Raw genomic sequence first — 16510 nt, forward strand, 5'->3', positions numbered from 1 at the left:
AGCCCCCGTACGCTCGGGGCGTGGAAGAGACCCCGACGCCCATCAGGGTGCTGCTCGCCGACGACCAGGCGCTGCTGCGCAGCGCGTTCAAGGTGCTCGTCGAGTCCGAGCCCGACATGCACGTCGTGGGCGAGGCCTCCGACGGCGCCCAGGCCTACGCGCTCGCTCGCGACCACCGGGCCGACGTCGTCCTCATGGACATCCGCATGCCCGGCACCGACGGCCTCGCCGGCACCCGGATGATCACCGCCGACCCGGAACTCGCGGCGGTGCGCGTCGTCATGCTGACCACCTTCGAGGTCGACGAGTACGTCGTCCAGGCGCTGCGGGCCGGCGCCTCCGGCTTCCTCGGCAAGGGCGCCGAGCCCGAGGAACTGCTCAACGCCATCCGCGTCGCCGCCGCCGGCGAGGCGCTGCTCTCCCCGGCCGCCACCAAGGGGCTGATCGCCACCTTCCTCGCCCAGGGCGCCCACGCCGATCCCCCCGGCCCCGGCTCCGCGCACGCCGAACGGCTCGCCGCGCTCACCGGCCGGGAGCGCGAGGTCCTCGTACTCGTCGCGGCGGGCCTGTCCAACGACGGCATCGCCGGCCGCCTGGAGGTCAGCCCGCTCACCGTGAAGACGCACGTCAACAGGGCCATGGCCAAGCTCGGCGCCCGCGACCGGGCCCAACTGGTCGTCATCGCCTACGAATCCGGCCTGGTCCGGCCCCGCGCGGACTGAGCGGGGCGCACGGCCCGAGGGGCGGGACGAGCCGCGCAGTAGGGCGGCGTACTGCGGGCGCGGTACGCGGGACGCGAGGACGGCACCTGGGAGCGACGCGGCGCCGCCGTGCCGTGGGTCAGGGTGAGGGGTCGCTCGTGTCTGAACCTGCAGAGAGATCCCGAACCATGTCGTGGCTGTCCCGCTTCAGCCTGGCCCAGAGAGCGCTGATCGGCCTCGTGTCGATCGTCGCGCTCGTCTTCGGTGCCATAGCCATCCCACAGCTCAAGCAGCAACTGCTGCCCTCCATCGAACTGCCGATGGTGTCCGTGCTCGCGCCGTACGAGGGTGCCTCGCCCGACGTGGTGGAGAAGCAGGTCATCGAGCCGATCGAGGCCACCCTCAAGGGCGTCGACGGCATCACCGGCATCACCTCGACCGCCAATGAGGGCAACGCCCTGATCATGGCGCAGTTCGACTACGACGAAAGCGGCACGAAGCAGCTGGTCGCCGACGTCCAGCAGGCCGTGGGCCGCGCCCGCGTCCGGCTGCCCGCCGACGTCGACCCGCAGGTGGTGGCCGGTTCCACCGACGACATGCCGACCGTGGTCCTCGCCGCCACCTCCGGCAAGGACCAGCAGGCCCTGGCGGACCAGCTGGAAAGCTCCGTCGTGCCCGTCCTCTCGGACATCGCCGGCGTCGGCCGGGTCACCGTCGACGGGGTCCAGAAGCTCCAGGTCACCGTCACGCCCGACCCGGCGAGGCTCGCGGCCGCCGGCCTCGACGGCGCCCTGCTCGCCAAGGGCCTCCAGGCGGGCGGCGCGAGCGTCCCCGCCGGTTCCTTCGACGAGCAGGGCAAGAACCGCACCGTCCGGGTCGGCGCCGGCTACACCTCCCTCGCCCAGCTGGAGGACCTGCGCCTGAGCGCCGGGCCCGGCAAGCCGGCCGTGCGCCTCGGTGACGTCGCCACGGTCAAGCAGGAGCCCGCCAAGGCCGTCTCCCTGACCCGTACCAACGGCAAGCCCAGCCTCGCCGTCACCGTGACCATGGACAAGGACGGCAGCGCCGTCGCGATCTCCGACGCGGTCAAAGCCAAGCTGCCCGAGCTGCGCTCCACCCTCGGCTCCGGCGCCGACCTGGCCGTGATCATGGACCAGGGGCCGGCGGTCGCCAAGTCCATCTCGGGCCTGACCACCGAGGGCGCCCTCGGTCTGGTCTTCGCGGTCCTCGTGATCCTGGTCTTCCTCGCCTCGCTGCGCTCGACGCTGGTCACCGCGGTCTCCATCCCGCTGTCCGTCGTGCTCGCGCTGATCGTGCTGTGGACCCGGGACCTGTCGCTCAACATGCTGACGCTCGGCGCGCTCACCATCGCCATCGGCCGGGTCGTCGACGACTCGATCGTGGTCCTGGAGAACATCAAGCGCCACCTCGGCTACGGCGAGGAGCGCGAGGAAGCCATCGTCACCGCGGTGAAGGAAGTGGCCGGGGCGGTCACCTCCTCCACCCTCACCACCGTCGCCGTCTTCCTGCCGATCGGTCTGGTCGGCGGCATGGTCGGGCGGCTGTTCAGCTCCTTCTCGCTGACCGTCACCGCCGCCCTGCTGGCGTCGCTGCTCGTCTCCCTGACCGTCGTGCCCGTGCTGTCGTACTGGTTCCTGCGCGCCCCCAGGGGCGTGGCCGAAGAAGCCGCCAAGAACGCGGAGAAGGCGCGGCGCGACGCGCAGGAGAAGGAGGCGCGCAGCCGGCTCCAGCGGTTCTACGTCCGCGTCCTCGGCTTCGCCACCCGCCGCAGGCTGACCAGCGTCGCCATCGCGGTGGCGGTCCTTGCCGCCACCTTCGCCATGACCCCGCTGCTCAAGACGAACTTCTTCGACCAGGGCGAGCAGGACACCCTGACGGTCAAGCAGACCCTGGAGCCGGGCACCTCGCTGGCCGCGGCCGACGAGGCGAGCCACAAGGTCGAGAAGGTCCTGTCCTCGGTCGACGGCGTCAAGGACTACCAGGTCACCGTCGGCTCCTCCGGCTTCATGGCGGCGTTCGGCGGCGGCACGGGCACCAACCAGGCGTCCTACCAGGTCACCTTGGAGAACGCGGACGACGCCGGCTCCGTCAAGGATCACATCGAGAGCGAGCTGGCCAAGCTCGACGGCGTCGGCGAGACCCGGATCCTCGCGGGCGGCGGCTTCGGCAGCTCCAACCTGAGCGTGGTCGTCAAGGCCGGTGACGCCGACGTGCTCGCCAAGGCCGCCGGGCAGGTCCAGGCCGAGATGGCCAAGCTCAAGGACGTCACCGACGTCCAGAGCGACCTGTCCCAGTCCGTGCCCCGCATCTCGGTCACCGCCACCCCCAAGACCGCCGAAGCGGGACTGGACCAAGGCGCGCTGGGCGCGCTCGTCGCCCAGGCCGTACGCGGCACCCCGGCCGGCAAGGCCGTACTGGACGACACCGAGCGGGACATCGTCATCAAGTCCGCCCGGCCGGCCACCACCCTCGCCGAACTCCAGGCGCTCCCCGTCGGGCCGACGGCCAAGCTCGGCGACGTCGCCGACGTCAAGATGGTCCCCGGCCCCGTCGCGATGACCCGGATCGACGGCGCGCGCGCCGCCACCATCACCGCCCGCCCGGTCGGCGAGAACACCGGCGCCGTCAGCAGCGCACTGCAGAGCAGCATCAAGGCGCTGGACCTGCCCGCCGGCGCCACCGCCTCCATCGGAGGTGTCTCCCAGGACCAGAGCGAGGCCTTCGGCTCCCTGGGCCTGGCGATGCTCGCGGCCATCGCGATCGTCTTCATGCTGCTGGTGGCGACCTTCCGCTCGCTGGTCCAGCCGCTGATCCTGCTGGTCTCCGTCCCCTTCGCGGCGACCGGCGCGCTCGGCCTGCTGATCGTCACCGGCACCCCCATGGGCGTCCCGGCGATGATCGGCATGCTGATGCTCATCGGCATCGTCGTGACCAACGCGATCGTCCTGATCGACCTCGTCAACCAATACCGGCGCCAGGGCCTGGGCGTCGTCGAGGCCGTCATAGAGGGCGGCCGGCACCGCCTGCGGCCCATCCTGATGACCGCACTCGCGACGGTCTTCGCGCTGCTGCCGATGGCGCTCGGCGTCACCGGCGAAGGCGGCTTCATCTCGCAGCCGCTCGCGGTGGTCGTCATCGGCGGCCTGGTCAGCTCGACCCTGCTGACCCTGCTCCTGGTGCCGACCCTGTACACGATGGTCGAGCTCTTCAAGGACCGCCGCCGCGCCAGGCGGCGGGCCCGCCTGACGGTGGTCCCGGCCCTGAGCGAGGGGGAGACCCCGGCGCGGGTGTGACCGCAGGGACCGTACCAACGCCGAAGGGGCGCCTCCCGGCCGGGAGGCGCCCCTTCGGGCATGCGGGGGAGGGCCCGGCCTACGGCAGCGCGAGCATCCGCTCCAGGGCGAGCTTCGCGAAGCTCTCGGTCTCCTTGTCGACCTGGATCCGGTTGACGAGGTTGCCCTCGGCCAGGGATTCCAGGGCCCACACCAGGTGGGGGAGGTCGATGCGGTTCATGGTCGAGCAGAAGCAGACCGTCTTGTCGAGGAAGACGACTTCCTTGTCCTCGGCGGCGAATCGATTCGCCAGGCGCTGGACCAGGTTCAGCTCGGTGCCGATGGCCCACTTGGAGCCGGCCGGGGCCGCCTCCAGCGTCTTGATGATGTACTCCGTCGAGCCCACGTAGTCGGCTGCCGCCACGACCTCGTGCTTGCACTCGGGGTGCACGAGCACGTTCACGCCGGGGATGCGGGCGCGGACGTCGTTGACGGAGTCGACCGAGAACCGGCCGTGGACCGAGCAGTGCCCGCGCCACAGGATCATCTTGGCGTCCCGCAGCTGCTCGACGGTGAGGCCGCCGTTCGGCTTGTGCGGGTTGTAGAGCACGCAGTCGTCCAGCGACATGCCCATGTCGCGCACGGCGGTGTTGCGGCCCAGGTGCTGGTCCGGGAGGAAGAGCACCTTCTCCCCCTGCTCGAAGGCCCACTCCAGGGCCTTCTTCGCGTTGGAGGAGGTGCAGATCGTGCCGCCGTGCTTACCGGTGAAGGCCTTGATGTCGGCGGAGGAGTTCATGTACGAGACCGGCACCGTGGTGCCGGCGATCCCGGCCTCGGTCAGCACGTCCCAGCATTCCGCGACCTGCTCGGCGGTGGCCATGTCGGCCATCGAGCAGCCCGCCGCGAGGTCGGGCAGGACGACCTTCTGGTCGTCGGTGGTCAGGATGTCGGCGGACTCGGCCATGAAGTGGACGCCGCAGAAGACGATGTACTCGGCCTCCGGCTTGGCGGCCGCGTCCTTGGCCAGCTTGAAGGAGTCACCGGTCACATCGGCGAACTCGATGACCTCGTCGCGCTGGTAGTGGTGGCCGAGGATGAAGACCTTGTCCCCGAGCTTCTCCTTGGCCGCGCGGGCGCGCGCCACCAGGTCCGGGTCCGACGGCGAGGGCAGGTCGCCGGGGCACTCGACCCCGCGCTCGCTCTTGGGGTCGGCTTCGCGGCCGAGCAGCAGCAGGGCGAGCGGCGTCGGCTGGACGTCCAGGGGCTGGACGTCCATAGGCTGGGCGGTGGTCACGACACGCACCCTTTCTCTTCTGCGACAAGGGACTTCGGAAGACGTTCGGAGCGACTTCTCGTCTATTTGACGCTATCTATCATAGCCGCTTCACGTCAGTTTGACGATGCCGATTGTGTCGATGTGACGAATTCGCCCGCTCCGTGACTCCTCGTCCGTCAGGTCCGCACCCCGGCCCCGGTGTGTGCGAGCATGAAGAACTGGAACAAGGTGCGGGACCCCGGAATGAATCCGCGGTCGCGCTGGTTGCCACCGACGGCAAGAGTCCGACGTTTCCCCAGCCCTCCGGCGGGGAGCCGCCCACTTCGGGAGTGAATGCAGATGTCCGTACAGGACGAAAAGACCACCGTGAGCGACGGCATCCTCCTGTCCGACGCCGCCGCCGAGAAGGTCAGGACCCTGCTGGAGCAGGAGGGCCGCGATGACCTGGCGCTCCGCGTCGCCGTCCAGCCCGGTGGCTGCTCCGGCCTGCGCTACCAGCTCTTCTTCGACGAGCGCTCCCTCGACGGCGACGTCGTCAAGGACTTCGACGGGGTCAAGGTCGTCACCGACCGCATGAGCTCCCCGTACCTGCACGGTGCGTCCATCGACTTCGTCGACACCATCGAGAAGCAGGGCTTCACGATCGACAACCCGAACGCCACCGGCTCCTGCGCCTGCGGCGACTCGTTCAGCTAGGCAGTCCTGCGACGAGGGCCCGGACGGCGTTCGCCGTCCGGGCCCTCGTCGTGTGCGCACCGTCCTGCCGGACCGTCCTACTGGCGGGGCAGCTGCTTGCCGGTCGTCGCGTCGACCACCTTCCGGTCGCCCAGCGGCTTCTGGAGCGTCACCGTCAGGGACATCTCCTTCGCCAGCATGATGCAGGCCCGCCCCGGCTTGTTCGGGGTGTCGGTGATCTTCACCAGGACGTCGGTCCCCTCCTCCCGCGCCTCCACGGCGTAGGTGCTGCACACCCCGCCCCAGAAGTTCACGGTCAGCGTCCGGTCGGCCTCCTTGTACGAGAACCCGGGCACGGTACGCGAGGCCCCCGCGCCCGGCGCGACGGTCTCCCGGGAGGAAGCCGGCTCGACCACGGTGCGGGACGGCCCGCCGTCCTTGCCCGCCACCTCGAAGAACCAGGCCGGGACCAGACCCCGCTCACCGCTGTCGACCGTTCCCGCGGCGAGCCCCAGCACGGCCCCCCGTACGGTCTCCGTCCGCGGCGGCTTCATCGGACGCGGCTCCGGGTTGCAGGGCAGGGTGTCCGTCGCCCCCGTCGGCGTGTCCGGGGTCTGCGGGACCGAGGTCGCGCAACCGCTGGGACCGGGGCCGGTCCCGTCCGAGCCGCCGCTGCGGGCATTGAGCCGGGCCAGCGCCTCGACGGCCCCGACCACCGGCTCGTCGGCCGCGCGGACCGGCGCCTTCAGCTCGCCGCTGCCCGCCACCACCGTGCCGTCCGGGCCGACGCTCACCTTGCTGGACCAGCCCTGCGTGGGCAGGCCGCCGATCACCGGGTCCGCCGTCACCACCCGGACCGAGCCCTGGGTCAGGCGGGCGTCCAGCTTGGTGTCGGCCTGGCCCGCGCCCGCGAGCACCGGGGCGGCGGCGGACTTGGCCGCCTGCTCCGAAACGGGCTGCGCGGTGTCGCCGGCGCCCTGGGGGAGGGTGGCCGGGCCGCAGGTGTCCTGGCCGCGCTTGCAGTTGTCGCCGCCCGAGCCGCTGCCCGCGCCGTTGCCGTCCCCGGCCTGGAAGCGGGCGTAGTTCCACGTTCCCGGGGCCGTACGGGTGACCGTGAGCCGGGGCCCGGCGCCGTCGGCCGCCTCACCGGCCAGCCACTGCTCGCCGTTCAGCCGGGGCGCGCCCGGGATCCCGAGGGCCGCGGCGAGCCGGGCCACCTCCTCGGAGGTCACCTCGCCCTTCGCGGCGAAGGTGGGGGCGCCGGCCGGTCCGTCGGGGAGCTTGACGTCCGCCCGGTAGGTCACCGCGCCGCCCGAGGGGTCCGGCTCGCCCGGCGCGATGCCCGGCCCCGGCGGGGTCGGCGCGACGCGGGGCGCGGAGGCCGCGCCGGCACCCGTACGGTGGTCGCCCGAGCCGTCTCCGTGGGCCGTGGACGCCCAGTAGGCGGTGCCCCCGCCCGCCAGGAGGACGGCCGCCGCGACCGAGCCGACGGCCCAGCCCGGCCGCCGTCGTGTGGGGCGTGATGTGTCGGGTCGTTCGGTGGTCACCGCATCGCTCCTTCGCCTGTCCCGCGTGTCTCGTTGCGGGTGTGACGGAGCGGACCGCGAACCGGTTCCCTGCCGGCCCGAGAAGATCGCCCGGACAGGGCCGAGATCCGGAAGGCTCGTCCTAGTCGCCGTACTCCGCGGTGGAGGCGATGAGCCGGGCGGACGCGGCCGGGACGCTGACGCCGTGGATCTGGGAGGGCGCCACGGACGCGGGCCGCGGATCGGCCGGGACCGCCCAGTGCGGGGCCATACGGGCGCAGTCGCCCAGCAGCCGGGCGAAGCCGGGCCGCGTCCCGGCGGAGTGCTCGGCGTACCCGAAACCATCGGTGTAGGTCATGGACGGCACGTTAAGCCCGGGCGGAGCGAGGAGAAAGACCTACTACGGGGTAGTTTCGACGGGTCGGCCCGCAGCTGCCGACCGGGTAGTTTTGACTGTCCACCGCCGTCCCCCGCAGGAGCATCCACGCCGTGCGTATCGCAGTCACCGGCTCCATCGCCACCGACCACCTGATGACCTTCCCGGGCCGCTTCGCCGACCAGCTGGTCGCCGACCAGCTCCACACGGTCTCCCTCTCCTTCCTCGTCGACAACCTCGACGTCCGCAGGGGCGGTGTCGGCCCGAACATCTGCTTCGGCATGGGGCAGCTCGGCAGCCGCCCGATCCTGGTCGGCGCGGCCGGCTACGACTTCGACGAGTACCGCGCCTGGCTGGACCGGCACGGCGTCGACACCGAGTCCGTCCGGATCTCCGAGGTGCTGCACACGGCGCGCTTCGTGTGCACCACCGACGCGGACCACAACCAGATCGGCTCCTTCTACACGGGCGCCATGAGCGAGGCCCGCCTGATCGAGCTCAAGGCCGTCGCCGACCGGGTGGGCGGGCTGGACCTCGTCCTCATCGGCGCCGACGACCCCGAGGCGATGCTGCGCCACACGGAGGAGTGCCGCACCCGCCAGATCCCCTTCGCGGCCGACTTCTCGCAGCAGATCGCCCGGATGGACGGCGAGAACATCCGCACCCTGATGGAGGGTGCGACGTACCTCTTCTCGAACGAGTACGAGAAGGGCCTCATCGAGTCGAAGTCCGGCTGGACGGACGCGGAGATCCTCTCCAAGGTCGGCACCCGGGTCACCACGCTCGGCTCGAACGGCGTGCGCATCGAGCGCGAGGGCGAAGAGCCGATCGTCGTCGGCTGCCCGGAGGAGAACGCGAAGATCGACCCGACCGGTGTCGGCGACGCGTTCCGCGCCGGTTTCCTGACCGGCCTCGGCTGGGGCGTCGGGCTGGAGCGGGCCGCGCAGGTCGGCTGCATGCTGGCGACGCTGGTGATCGAGACCCTGGGCACCCAGGAGTACACCCTGGCCCGCGCGCACTTCATGAAGCGCTTCACCGAGGCCTACGGCGAAGAGGCCGCCGCCGAGGTCCAGGCCCACCTGGCGTAACGCCACCCGTGACGGCGACGCCCCCGGCACCGGCCGCGGGGCGTCGCCGTCACCGCAGGCGGCGGACCGCGTACGCCGCCCCGACCGGGCGCGGGGTCTCGCCCAGGTACGCGTGGCCCCGCATGGAGCACCACGCCGGGATGTCGAGCCGGGCCACCTCGTCGTCGGACACCACCGTCACCGTCCCGCCGACGGGCACCGTGCCGATCGCCCGCGCCAGCTCGATGACCGGCTGCGGGCACCGCAGGCCCAGCGCGTCCAGCTCCACCGACTCCGCGACCGGGACCGTCTCCTGGACCTGCGGCACCCCGAGCCGGGCCCGGATGCCCGCCACCGCCTTCGGCAGCACCTCCAGGAAGCCGTTCACCTCATCGGCGGTCGTCCCGGCCGGCAGTGACACCCGTACGTTCCCCTCCGACAGCACGCCCATCGCCTTGAGGACGTGCGACGCCGTCAGGGTGGAGCTGGTGCAGGAGGAGCCCGAGGACACCGAGTAGCCCGCCCGGTCCAGTTCGTGCAGCAGGGTCTCCCCGTCGGCGTACAGGCAGGAGAACGTGACCAGGTGCGGCAGCCGCCGTTCGGCGTCGCCGACCACCTCCACGTCCGGCACCAGCCGTGCCACCCGTCGCCGGATGCGGTCCACCAGCACCCGCAGCCGGGCCGCCTCCGCGTCCGCCTCGGCCCGCACGGCCCGCAGCGAGGCCGCCGCCGCCACGATGGCCGGGAGGTTCGCGAAGCCGGGGGAGCGGCCCGATTCCCGCTCGTCCGCGGGGTGTTGGGGCGCGAACCTGACGCCCTTGCGGACCACGAGCAGTCCCACCCCGGGCGGCCCGCCCCACTTGTGGGCGCTCGCGGTGAGCAGCGACCACGCCCCCTCGACCGGACCCCAGCCCAGGGACTGCGCCGCGTCCACCAGCAGCGGCACCCCGGCGGCCCCGCACAGCTCGGCCACCTCCGCCACCGGCTGGACGGTGCCCACCTCGTGGTTGGCCGACTGGAGGCAGGCCAGAGCGGTGGCCGGGTCCAGGGCGGCCGCGTACGCGTCGGGGGACACCGCCCCCAGCCGGTCCACCGCCACCTCCGTCACCGTGCCGCCGGAAGCCGCGTGCGCCTCGGCGGCGTGGAGGACGCAGCTGTGTTCGACCGCGGACACGACCAGCCGGCCGCCTACCCTCCGGCGCCCGGCCAGCGCCCCCGCCACGCCCGTGTGAACCGCGTGCGTCCCCGAAGGAGTGAACACGAGCTCGTCGGCGCGGCACCCCACCGCTTCGGCCGCCGCCTCCCGCGCCGCGTCCAGCAACAGCCGGGCGCGGCGCCCCTCGCGGTACAGCCGGACGGGATCGGCCCAGCCCTCGTCCAGGGCGGCCAGCAGGGCCTGCCTGGCCACGGGGTGCAGCGGGGCGGCGGAAGCGGAGTCGAAGTACGGCATACGGGCACGCTAACCGGCCCCCCGCCCCGGGCGAGGTCAGGGCCCGTCAGAAGGGGTGTCCCGCCCGCCGGTCAGGGCAGGATGGCCCGTCCCCCGGACGGCGCATCCATCCCTTCGGGGGCAGTAGCGGCGCGTTGGGCACCCTCCCCGCGCGACCCCAAATAGCGTCCAGTAGGGTTTGGTCCGCATAAACATCCAAACCCCTGCCTGCGTCAGGGCCGGCGACCGACCCGAACACGGCCGCGGCCGGCCGCGCGGGCCGAGACTCTCGGGAAGGCGCTACGTGAGTCCCTACGGCTCCGACCGCTCGCCGCGGCGCCCGATGCGGCGGAAGCTGCTGCAGGCGCTGACTGCGGGCGCGGTCCTGGCGACCGCCACTGGTTGCTCGTACAACTGGCAAGACTTCCCCCGCCTCGGAATGCCCACCCCGGTCACGGAGGAGGCGCCCCGCATCCTGTCCCTGTGGCAGGGGTCGTGGGCAGCCGCCCTCGTCACGGGCATCCTGGTCTGGGGCCTGATCATCTGGAGCGTCATCTTCCACCGGCGCAGCCGGACGAAGGTGGAGGTCCCCCCGCAGACCCGGTACAACATGCCCATCGAGGCGCTGTACACCGTGGTCCCGCTCATCATCGTCTCGGTGCTCTTCTACTTCACCGCGCGTGACGAGTCGAAGCTGCTGTCCCTCTCCGCCAAGCCGGCGCACACGATCAACGTGATCGGCTACCAGTGGAGCTGGGGCTTCAACTACGTCGAGGACGTCGACGGCGACGGGGCCACTCCGAAGGCGGGTGAGGTTCCCAAGAACCTCGCCAACATCCCGGACCGCTTCACCAAGGACTTCCCCGCGGGCGCCGAGGGCGTCTACGACAAGGGCGTCCCCGGCGAGCGGAACCCGCAGACCGGCAACCCGGGGCCGACCCTCTACCTGCCCAAGGGCGAGAAGGTCCGCTTCATCCTGTCGTCGAACGACGTCATCCACTCCTTCTGGGTGGTGCCCTTCCTGTTCAAGCAGGACGTGATCCCCGGTCACACCAACGTCTTCGAGGTCACCCCGGACCAGTTCGGCACCTACAAGGGCAAGTGCGCCGAGCTCTGCGGCGTCGACCACTCCCGGATGCTCTTCAACGTGAAGATCGTCTCGCCCGCCGAATACCAGGCGCACCTCAAGGAGCTGGCCAAGAAGGGGCAGACCGGCTTCCTCCCGGCCGGCATCAACCAGACGGACTCGGCCCGGAACGCGGAGACGAACAAACTGTGAGCATCCTCAACGAACCTCAGGGTGCCGCCGCAGCCGACTCGTACGAGAACGAGCTGCCGGTACGGCGCAAGCAGCCGGGCAACGTGGTCGTGAAGTGGATGACCACGACCGACCACAAGACCATCGGCACGATGTACCTGGTCACGTCGTTCGTGTTCTTCCTGATCGGCGGCGTGCTCGCGCTCTTCATGCGCGCCGAGCTGGCCCGTCCGGGCTCGCAGATCATGTCGAACGAGCAGTTCAACCAGGCGTTCACCATGCATGGCACGATCATGCTGCTGATGTTCGCCACCCCGCTGTTCGCGGGATTCGCGAACTGGATCATGCCGCTGCAGATCGGCGCGCCCGACGTGGCGTTCCCGCGGCTGAACATGTTCGCGTACTGGCTGTACCTCTTCGGCTCGACCATCGCGGTGGCCGGCTTCGTCACGCCGAACGGCGCCGCCGACTTCGGCTGGTTCGCCTACTCCCCGCTGTCGGACGCGGTCCGCTCGCCGGGCATCGGCGCCGACATGTGGATCATGGGTCTGGCCTTCTCGGGCTTCGGCACGATCCTCGGCTCGGTCAACTTCATCACCACGATCATCTGCATGCGCGCTCCCGGCATGACGATGTTCCGCATGCCGATCTTCACCTGGAACGTGCTGCTGACCGGTGTCCTGGTCCTGCTCGCCTTCCCGGTGCTGGCCGCCGCGCTCTTCGCGCTGGAGGCCGACCGGAAGTTCGGTGCGCACGTGTTCGACGCGTCCAACGGCGGCGCCCTGCTGTGGCAACACCTCTTCTGGTTCTTCGGCCATCCAGAGGTGTACATCATCGCGCTACCGTTCTTCGGCATCGTCTCCGAGATCATCCCGGTGTTCAGCCGCAAGCCGATGTTCGGTTACATCGGCCTGGTCGCCGCGACGATCGGCATCGCCGGCCTCTCGGTGACGGTGTGGGCCCACCACATGTACGTCACCGGCGGTGTGCTGCTGCCGTTCTTCTCCTTCATGACCTTCCTGATCGCGGTACCGACCGGTGTGAAGTTCTTCAACTGGATCGGCACCATGTGGAAGGGCTCGCTGTCCTTCGAGACCCCGATGCTCTGGACGATCGGCTTCCTGGTCACCTTCACCTTCGGTGGTCTGACCGGCGTCATCCTGGCCTCGCCCCCGATGGACTTCCACGTCTCCGACTCGTACTTCGTCGTCGCGCACTTCCACTACGTCGTCTTCGGCACCGTGGTCTTCGCGATGTTCGCCGGCTTCCACTTCTGGTGGCCGAAGTTCACGGGCAAGATGCTGGACGAGCGCCTCGGCAAGATCACGTTCTGGACGCTGTTCATCGGCTTCCACGGCACCTTCCTGGTGCAGCACTGGCTCGGTGCCGAGGGCATGCCGCGTCGTTACGCGGACTACCTCGCCGCCGACGGCTTCACCACCCTGAACACGATCTCCACGATCAGCTCCTTCCTGCTGGGCCTGTCGATGCTGCCCTTCATGTACAACGTCTGGAAGACGGCGAAGTACGGCAAGAAGATCGAGGTCGACGACCCGTGGGGCTACGGCCGTTCGCTGGAGTGGGCGACCTCCTGCCCGCCGCCGCGGCACAACTTCCTCACCCTGCCGCGGATCCGTTCCGAATCCCCGGCGTTCGACCTGCACCACCCGGAGATCGCGGCCCTCGACCACCTCGAGGACCACGCCGCCGGTGCCACGCAGGCCCTCACCGGCGACAAGGAGGCGGGCAAGTGAAGATCCAGGGCAAGCTGTTCCTGTGGCTCTCCTTCTTCATCCTGATCATGGCCATCGTCTACGGCGTGTGGTCGAAGGAGCCCGTGGGCACCACCGCGCTCTTCCTGGCCTTCGGCCTGAGCGTCATGATCGGCTACTACCTGGCCTTCACGGCCAAGCGCGTGGACGAGATGGCCCAGGACAACCTGGAGGCCGACGTCGCCGACGAGGCGGGCGAGCTGGGGTTCTTCTCCCCGCACAGCTGGCAGCCGCTCTCGCTGGGCATCGGCGGTGCGCTCGCGTTCATGGGCGTCATCTTCGGCTGGTGGCTCATGTACTTCTCGGCCCCGATCATCGTGATCGGCCTGTGGGGCTGGGTGTACGAGTACTACCGCGGTGAGAACCAGAACCAGTAGCAGGACCCGAGAGCACGGCACCTGGGGCCCGGACACCTCCAACGGAGGAGTCCGGGCCCCTCGTTTGCAGTCACCCCGCGCGCCGTAATTGTCATATCTTCATAGCGTTGGCTCCATGAAGCACTCACCGCGTCTTTGGACGGTACTCAGCTGCTCCCTGCTGGTCGCGTCCCTCGGGGCCGGCGCCACCGCGTGCGGGGGGTCCGACGACAACCCGCTGTCCGCCCGCCCGTACGACGCGGGCGACCACGTCGCCTTCAACCAGGCCGCGGGCGGCCGTCCGGTCGACCCCAACCGGCCCTTCGAGGTCACCTCGAAGGGCAGCGGAACCCGGATCACCGACGTGACCGTCGTGGACACCCACGGCCGCCGGCTGGCGGGCGAGCTCTCCGCCAAGGGCGACCGCTGGCACAGCACCGCCCCGATGGCCGCCGGCGTGCACTACACCGCCACCGTGAGCACGGAGGACGAGCGGGGCGCCCCAGGGCAGCGCACGCTGACGTTCGACACCACCCCGGCCAAGAAGGTCCTCCAGGTGGAATTCGGCCCGGACGCGGGCAAATACGGCGTCGGCCAGCCCCTCACGGCCGAACTGAACGAGCCGGTCCACGACAAGGCCGCCCGCGCCCTCGTGGAGCGCGGTCTGGTCGTGGACGCGCCGTCGGGCGTCGAGGGTGCCTGGCACTGGGTGGACGACAAGCACCTGCACTTCCGGCCCAAGGAGTACTGGCCCGCCCACTCCACGGTCTCCGTCCGGAGCAACCTCGAAGGCGTCAGGGTCACCGACGATCTCTACGGGACCGTCAGCAAGCCGCTGAAGCTGGAGATCGGGGACCGCGTCGAGGTCACCACCGACGCCGCGGCCCACTACCTCACCTTCAAGCGCAACGGTGAAGTGATCAACACCATTCCGGTGACCACGGGGAAGCCCGGCTTCTCCACGCGCAACGGCATCAAGGTGGTCCTGGGCAAGCAGTACTACGTCCAGATGCGCGGGGACACCGTCGGCATCGGCGGCAGCGAGTACTACAACCTGCCCGTCTACTACGCGACGCGCGTCACCTGGAGTGGTGAATACGTCCACGCCGCGCCGTGGTCCGTCGACTCCCAGGGCTACGAGAACGTCAGCCACGGCTGCACGGGCATGAGCACCGGCAACGCCGCCTGGTTCTACGAGAACATCACCGAGGGCGACATCGTCAAGGTGATCAACAGCATCGGCGAGGACATGGACACCTTCGGCAACGGCTTCGGCGACTGGAACATGGACTGGAAGGACTGGCGCGAGGGCAGCGCCCTGGTGGGCGGCACCCAGGAAGGCCGCAACGCGGTCGACCAGGCCCGACTGCGCCCCCAGGTCTGAACCGGCCCCGCAGGCACGCCCAGCGGCCCCGAACCGGCCCCCGGAAGCCCCTGAGGCTCCCGACGGGCCGGTTCCGCTCGAGCCGCGCCCGGAGGGCCCGGAGGGGCCCTAGGCGTCCAGGGACAGCCGGGCGCGCAGCAGGCGCGCCAGGGTCTGCGGGAACTCCACCGGGTCGACCGGAAGGGTGACCGCCGCGTCCGCGCGGCTCCAGGTGGCCAGCCAGGCGTCCTGCGGGCGCCCCATCAGCAACAGCACCGGCGGACAACGGAAGATCTCGTCCTTGATCTGCCGGCACACGCCCATGCCGCCCGCCGGAACGGCCTCGCCGTCCAGCACGCACGCGTCCACGCCGCCCTCGTCCAGCGCCTTGAGGACCGCCGGCAGCGTCGCGCACTCCAGGAACTCCACCGGCGGCAGGTCCGCGGCCGGCCTGCGCCCGGAGGCCAGCCGCACCTGCTCCCGGGTGCCCGCGTCGTCGCTGTAGACCAGAACTCGCGCAGTCGCCCGCATTTCGTTCCTCCACGTGTGCCCGTGAATCACGTTGATGTTGCGCGGGATGCTACTCCGTCCGACCGCTTGTCAACATCGGTTCGGCCGGGCCCGCGGACACCTGCCGGTAAGCCGATCTGATGGGCCGTTCGGGCCTTGCACACCCCTCTGACACTCCGAACGGCACCCCCCGGGGTGAGGGCGGGATAAGCGACCGACATAATGTCGGTCGTGGCGACAGCAACGACAGTAGATACCGGGCACGCGCACCCGACGGTCAACCGGCCGAACCTCGTCAGCGTCGGAACCATCATCTGGTTGAGTTCCGAGCTGATGTTCTTCGCGGCCCTCTTCGCGATGTACTTCACCCTGCGATCCGTGACGGGCGCCGAGTACTGGACAGAACAGGCTTCGGCCTTGAACCTGCCCTTCTCGGCGACGAACACCACGATCCTGGTGCTCTCCTCCCTCACCTGCCAGCTCGGCGTATTCGCCGCCGAGCGCGGTGACGTGAAGAAGCTCCGGACGTGGTTCATCGTCACGTTCGTCATGGGTGCGATCTTCATTGGCGGCCAGGTGTTCGAGTACACCGATCTGGTCAAGGAGGAGGGACTCTCCCTCAAGTCCGGACCGTACGGATCGGTGTTCTACCTGACCACCGGCTTCCACGGTCTGCACGTGACAGGCGGTCTCATCGCCTTCCTGCTGGTCCTCGGCCGGACGTACGCGGCCAAGAGGTTCACCCACGAACAGGCCACGTCGGCCATCGTCGTGTCCTACTACTGGCACTTCGTCGATGTCGTCTGGATCGGCCTCTTCGCGACGATCTACCTGATCAAGTAGCGAACACGTCGCCGGGCAGGCCCCGGCAACCCATCCAGAAACACCGACGCAGAAGATCCTGACAC

General features: G+C 70.3%; 14 protein-coding genes. 9 read left to right on the plus strand and 5 right to left on the minus strand.

The annotated features are described in order from the left end of the window. The first annotated feature begins 20 nt into the window (after positions 1-20). A complete protein-coding gene (locus OG861_RS22440; protein WP_329194676.1) occupies positions 21-722 on the plus strand; it encodes a response regulator transcription factor in 702 nt (233 codons plus the stop codon). A 167-nt stretch (positions 723-889) separates the two neighbouring features. Next, positions 890-4015, plus strand: coding sequence for an efflux RND transporter permease subunit (locus OG861_RS22445; protein WP_329194674.1), 3126 nt, complete (start codon positions 890-892; stop codon positions 4013-4015). Positions 4016-4094: 79 nt separating this feature from the next. Here OG861_RS22445 and nadA read toward each other — a convergent pair whose 3' ends face one another. Further along, complete coding sequence (gene nadA, locus OG861_RS22450) at positions 4095-5297, minus strand: quinolinate synthase NadA (RefSeq protein ID WP_329194671.1); 1203 nt, start codon at positions 5295-5297, stop codon at positions 4095-4097. Positions 5298-5609: 312 nt separating this feature from the next. Between nadA and erpA the strand changes: the two genes are divergently transcribed. Continuing rightward, positions 5610-5966, plus strand: coding sequence for an iron-sulfur cluster insertion protein ErpA (erpA, locus tag OG861_RS22455; protein WP_136217385.1), 357 nt, complete (start codon positions 5610-5612; stop codon positions 5964-5966). 77 nt (positions 5967-6043) lie between these two features. On the opposite strand, the gene OG861_RS22460 is transcribed toward erpA, so the two are convergent. Continuing rightward, positions 6044-7492 (minus strand): hypothetical protein, encoded by a 1449-nt coding sequence (locus OG861_RS22460; RefSeq protein ID WP_329194667.1) that lies wholly within the window; start codon positions 7490-7492, stop codon positions 6044-6046. 121 nt (positions 7493-7613) lie between these two features. Beyond that, positions 7614-7829: a hypothetical protein gene (locus OG861_RS22465; RefSeq protein ID WP_329194665.1), complete on the minus strand. Its 216-nt coding sequence runs from the start codon at positions 7827-7829 to the stop codon at positions 7614-7616. Positions 7830-7960: 131 nt separating this feature from the next. Here OG861_RS22465 and OG861_RS22470 point away from each other — a divergent pair, with 131 nt between their 5' ends. After that, positions 7961-8935, plus strand: coding sequence for a carbohydrate kinase family protein (locus OG861_RS22470; protein WP_329194664.1), 975 nt, complete (start codon positions 7961-7963; stop codon positions 8933-8935). Between the two features lie 49 nt (positions 8936-8984). Here OG861_RS22470 and OG861_RS22475 read toward each other — a convergent pair whose 3' ends face one another. Next, positions 8985-10364, minus strand: a complete 1380-nt coding sequence (locus OG861_RS22475) for a cysteine desulfurase/sulfurtransferase TusA family protein (RefSeq protein ID WP_329194663.1) — start codon at positions 10362-10364, stop codon at positions 8985-8987. Positions 10365-10647: 283 nt separating this feature from the next. On the opposite strand from OG861_RS22475, the gene ctaC reads away from it, so the two are divergent. From ctaC to OG861_RS22495, 4 genes are all read left to right on the plus strand, one after another. Continuing rightward, positions 10648-11622, plus strand: coding sequence for an aa3-type cytochrome oxidase subunit II (gene ctaC, locus OG861_RS22480; RefSeq protein WP_329194662.1), 975 nt, complete (start codon positions 10648-10650; stop codon positions 11620-11622). Further along, complete coding sequence (gene ctaD / locus OG861_RS22485; protein WP_329194661.1) at positions 11619-13355, plus strand: aa3-type cytochrome oxidase subunit I; 1737 nt, start codon at positions 11619-11621, stop codon at positions 13353-13355. Before ctaC ends, ctaD begins: the two co-directional genes overlap by 4 nt. Then, positions 13352-13750, plus strand: coding sequence for a cytochrome c oxidase subunit 4 (locus OG861_RS22490; protein WP_190182182.1), 399 nt, complete (start codon positions 13352-13354; stop codon positions 13748-13750). Before ctaD ends, OG861_RS22490 begins: the two co-directional genes overlap by 4 nt. Before the next feature lie 115 nt (positions 13751-13865). After that, complete coding sequence (locus tag OG861_RS22495) at positions 13866-15113, plus strand: L,D-transpeptidase (RefSeq protein ID WP_329194659.1); 1248 nt, start codon at positions 13866-13868, stop codon at positions 15111-15113. A gap of 108 nt (positions 15114-15221) precedes the next feature. Here OG861_RS22495 and OG861_RS22500 read toward each other — a convergent pair whose 3' ends face one another. Beyond that, on the minus strand, positions 15222-15623 hold the full coding sequence (locus OG861_RS22500) for a hypothetical protein (RefSeq protein ID WP_329194657.1): 402 nt from the start codon (positions 15621-15623) through the stop codon (positions 15222-15224). A 201-nt stretch (positions 15624-15824) separates the two neighbouring features. Here OG861_RS22500 and ctaE point away from each other — a divergent pair, with 201 nt between their 5' ends. Next, a complete protein-coding gene (gene ctaE / locus OG861_RS22505; protein ID WP_136215176.1) occupies positions 15825-16445 on the plus strand; it encodes an aa3-type cytochrome oxidase subunit III in 621 nt (206 codons plus the stop codon). Positions 16446-16510: the final 65 nt, after the last annotated feature.

The organism is Streptomyces sp. NBC_00539 (assembly GCF_036346105.1).
Classification (GTDB): domain Bacteria; phylum Actinomycetota; class Actinomycetes; order Streptomycetales; family Streptomycetaceae; genus Streptomyces.

Bases quoted from the DNA above. Each gene is read 5' to 3' on its own strand.
- OG861_RS22445 (WP_329194674.1), top strand. From the start codon at position 890: ATGTCGTGGCTGTCCCGCTTCAGCCTGGCCCAGAGAGCGCTGATCGGC.
- erpA (WP_136217385.1), top strand. From the start codon at position 5,610: ATGTCCGTACAGGACGAAAAGACCACCGTGAGCGACGGCATCCTCCTG.
- OG861_RS22465 (WP_329194665.1), bottom strand. From the start codon at position 7,829: ATGACCTACACCGATGGTTTCGGGTACGCCGAGCACTCCGCCGGGACG.
- OG861_RS22475 (WP_329194663.1), bottom strand. From the start codon at position 10,364: ATGCCGTACTTCGACTCCGCTTCCGCCGCCCCGCTGCACCCCGTGGCC.
- OG861_RS22495 (WP_329194659.1), top strand. From the start codon at position 13,866: ATGAAGCACTCACCGCGTCTTTGGACGGTACTCAGCTGCTCCCTGCTG.
- OG861_RS22500 (WP_329194657.1), bottom strand. From the start codon at position 15,623: ATGCGGGCGACTGCGCGAGTTCTGGTCTACAGCGACGACGCGGGCACC.
- ctaE (WP_136215176.1), top strand. From the start codon at position 15,825: ATGTCGGTCGTGGCGACAGCAACGACAGTAGATACCGGGCACGCGCAC.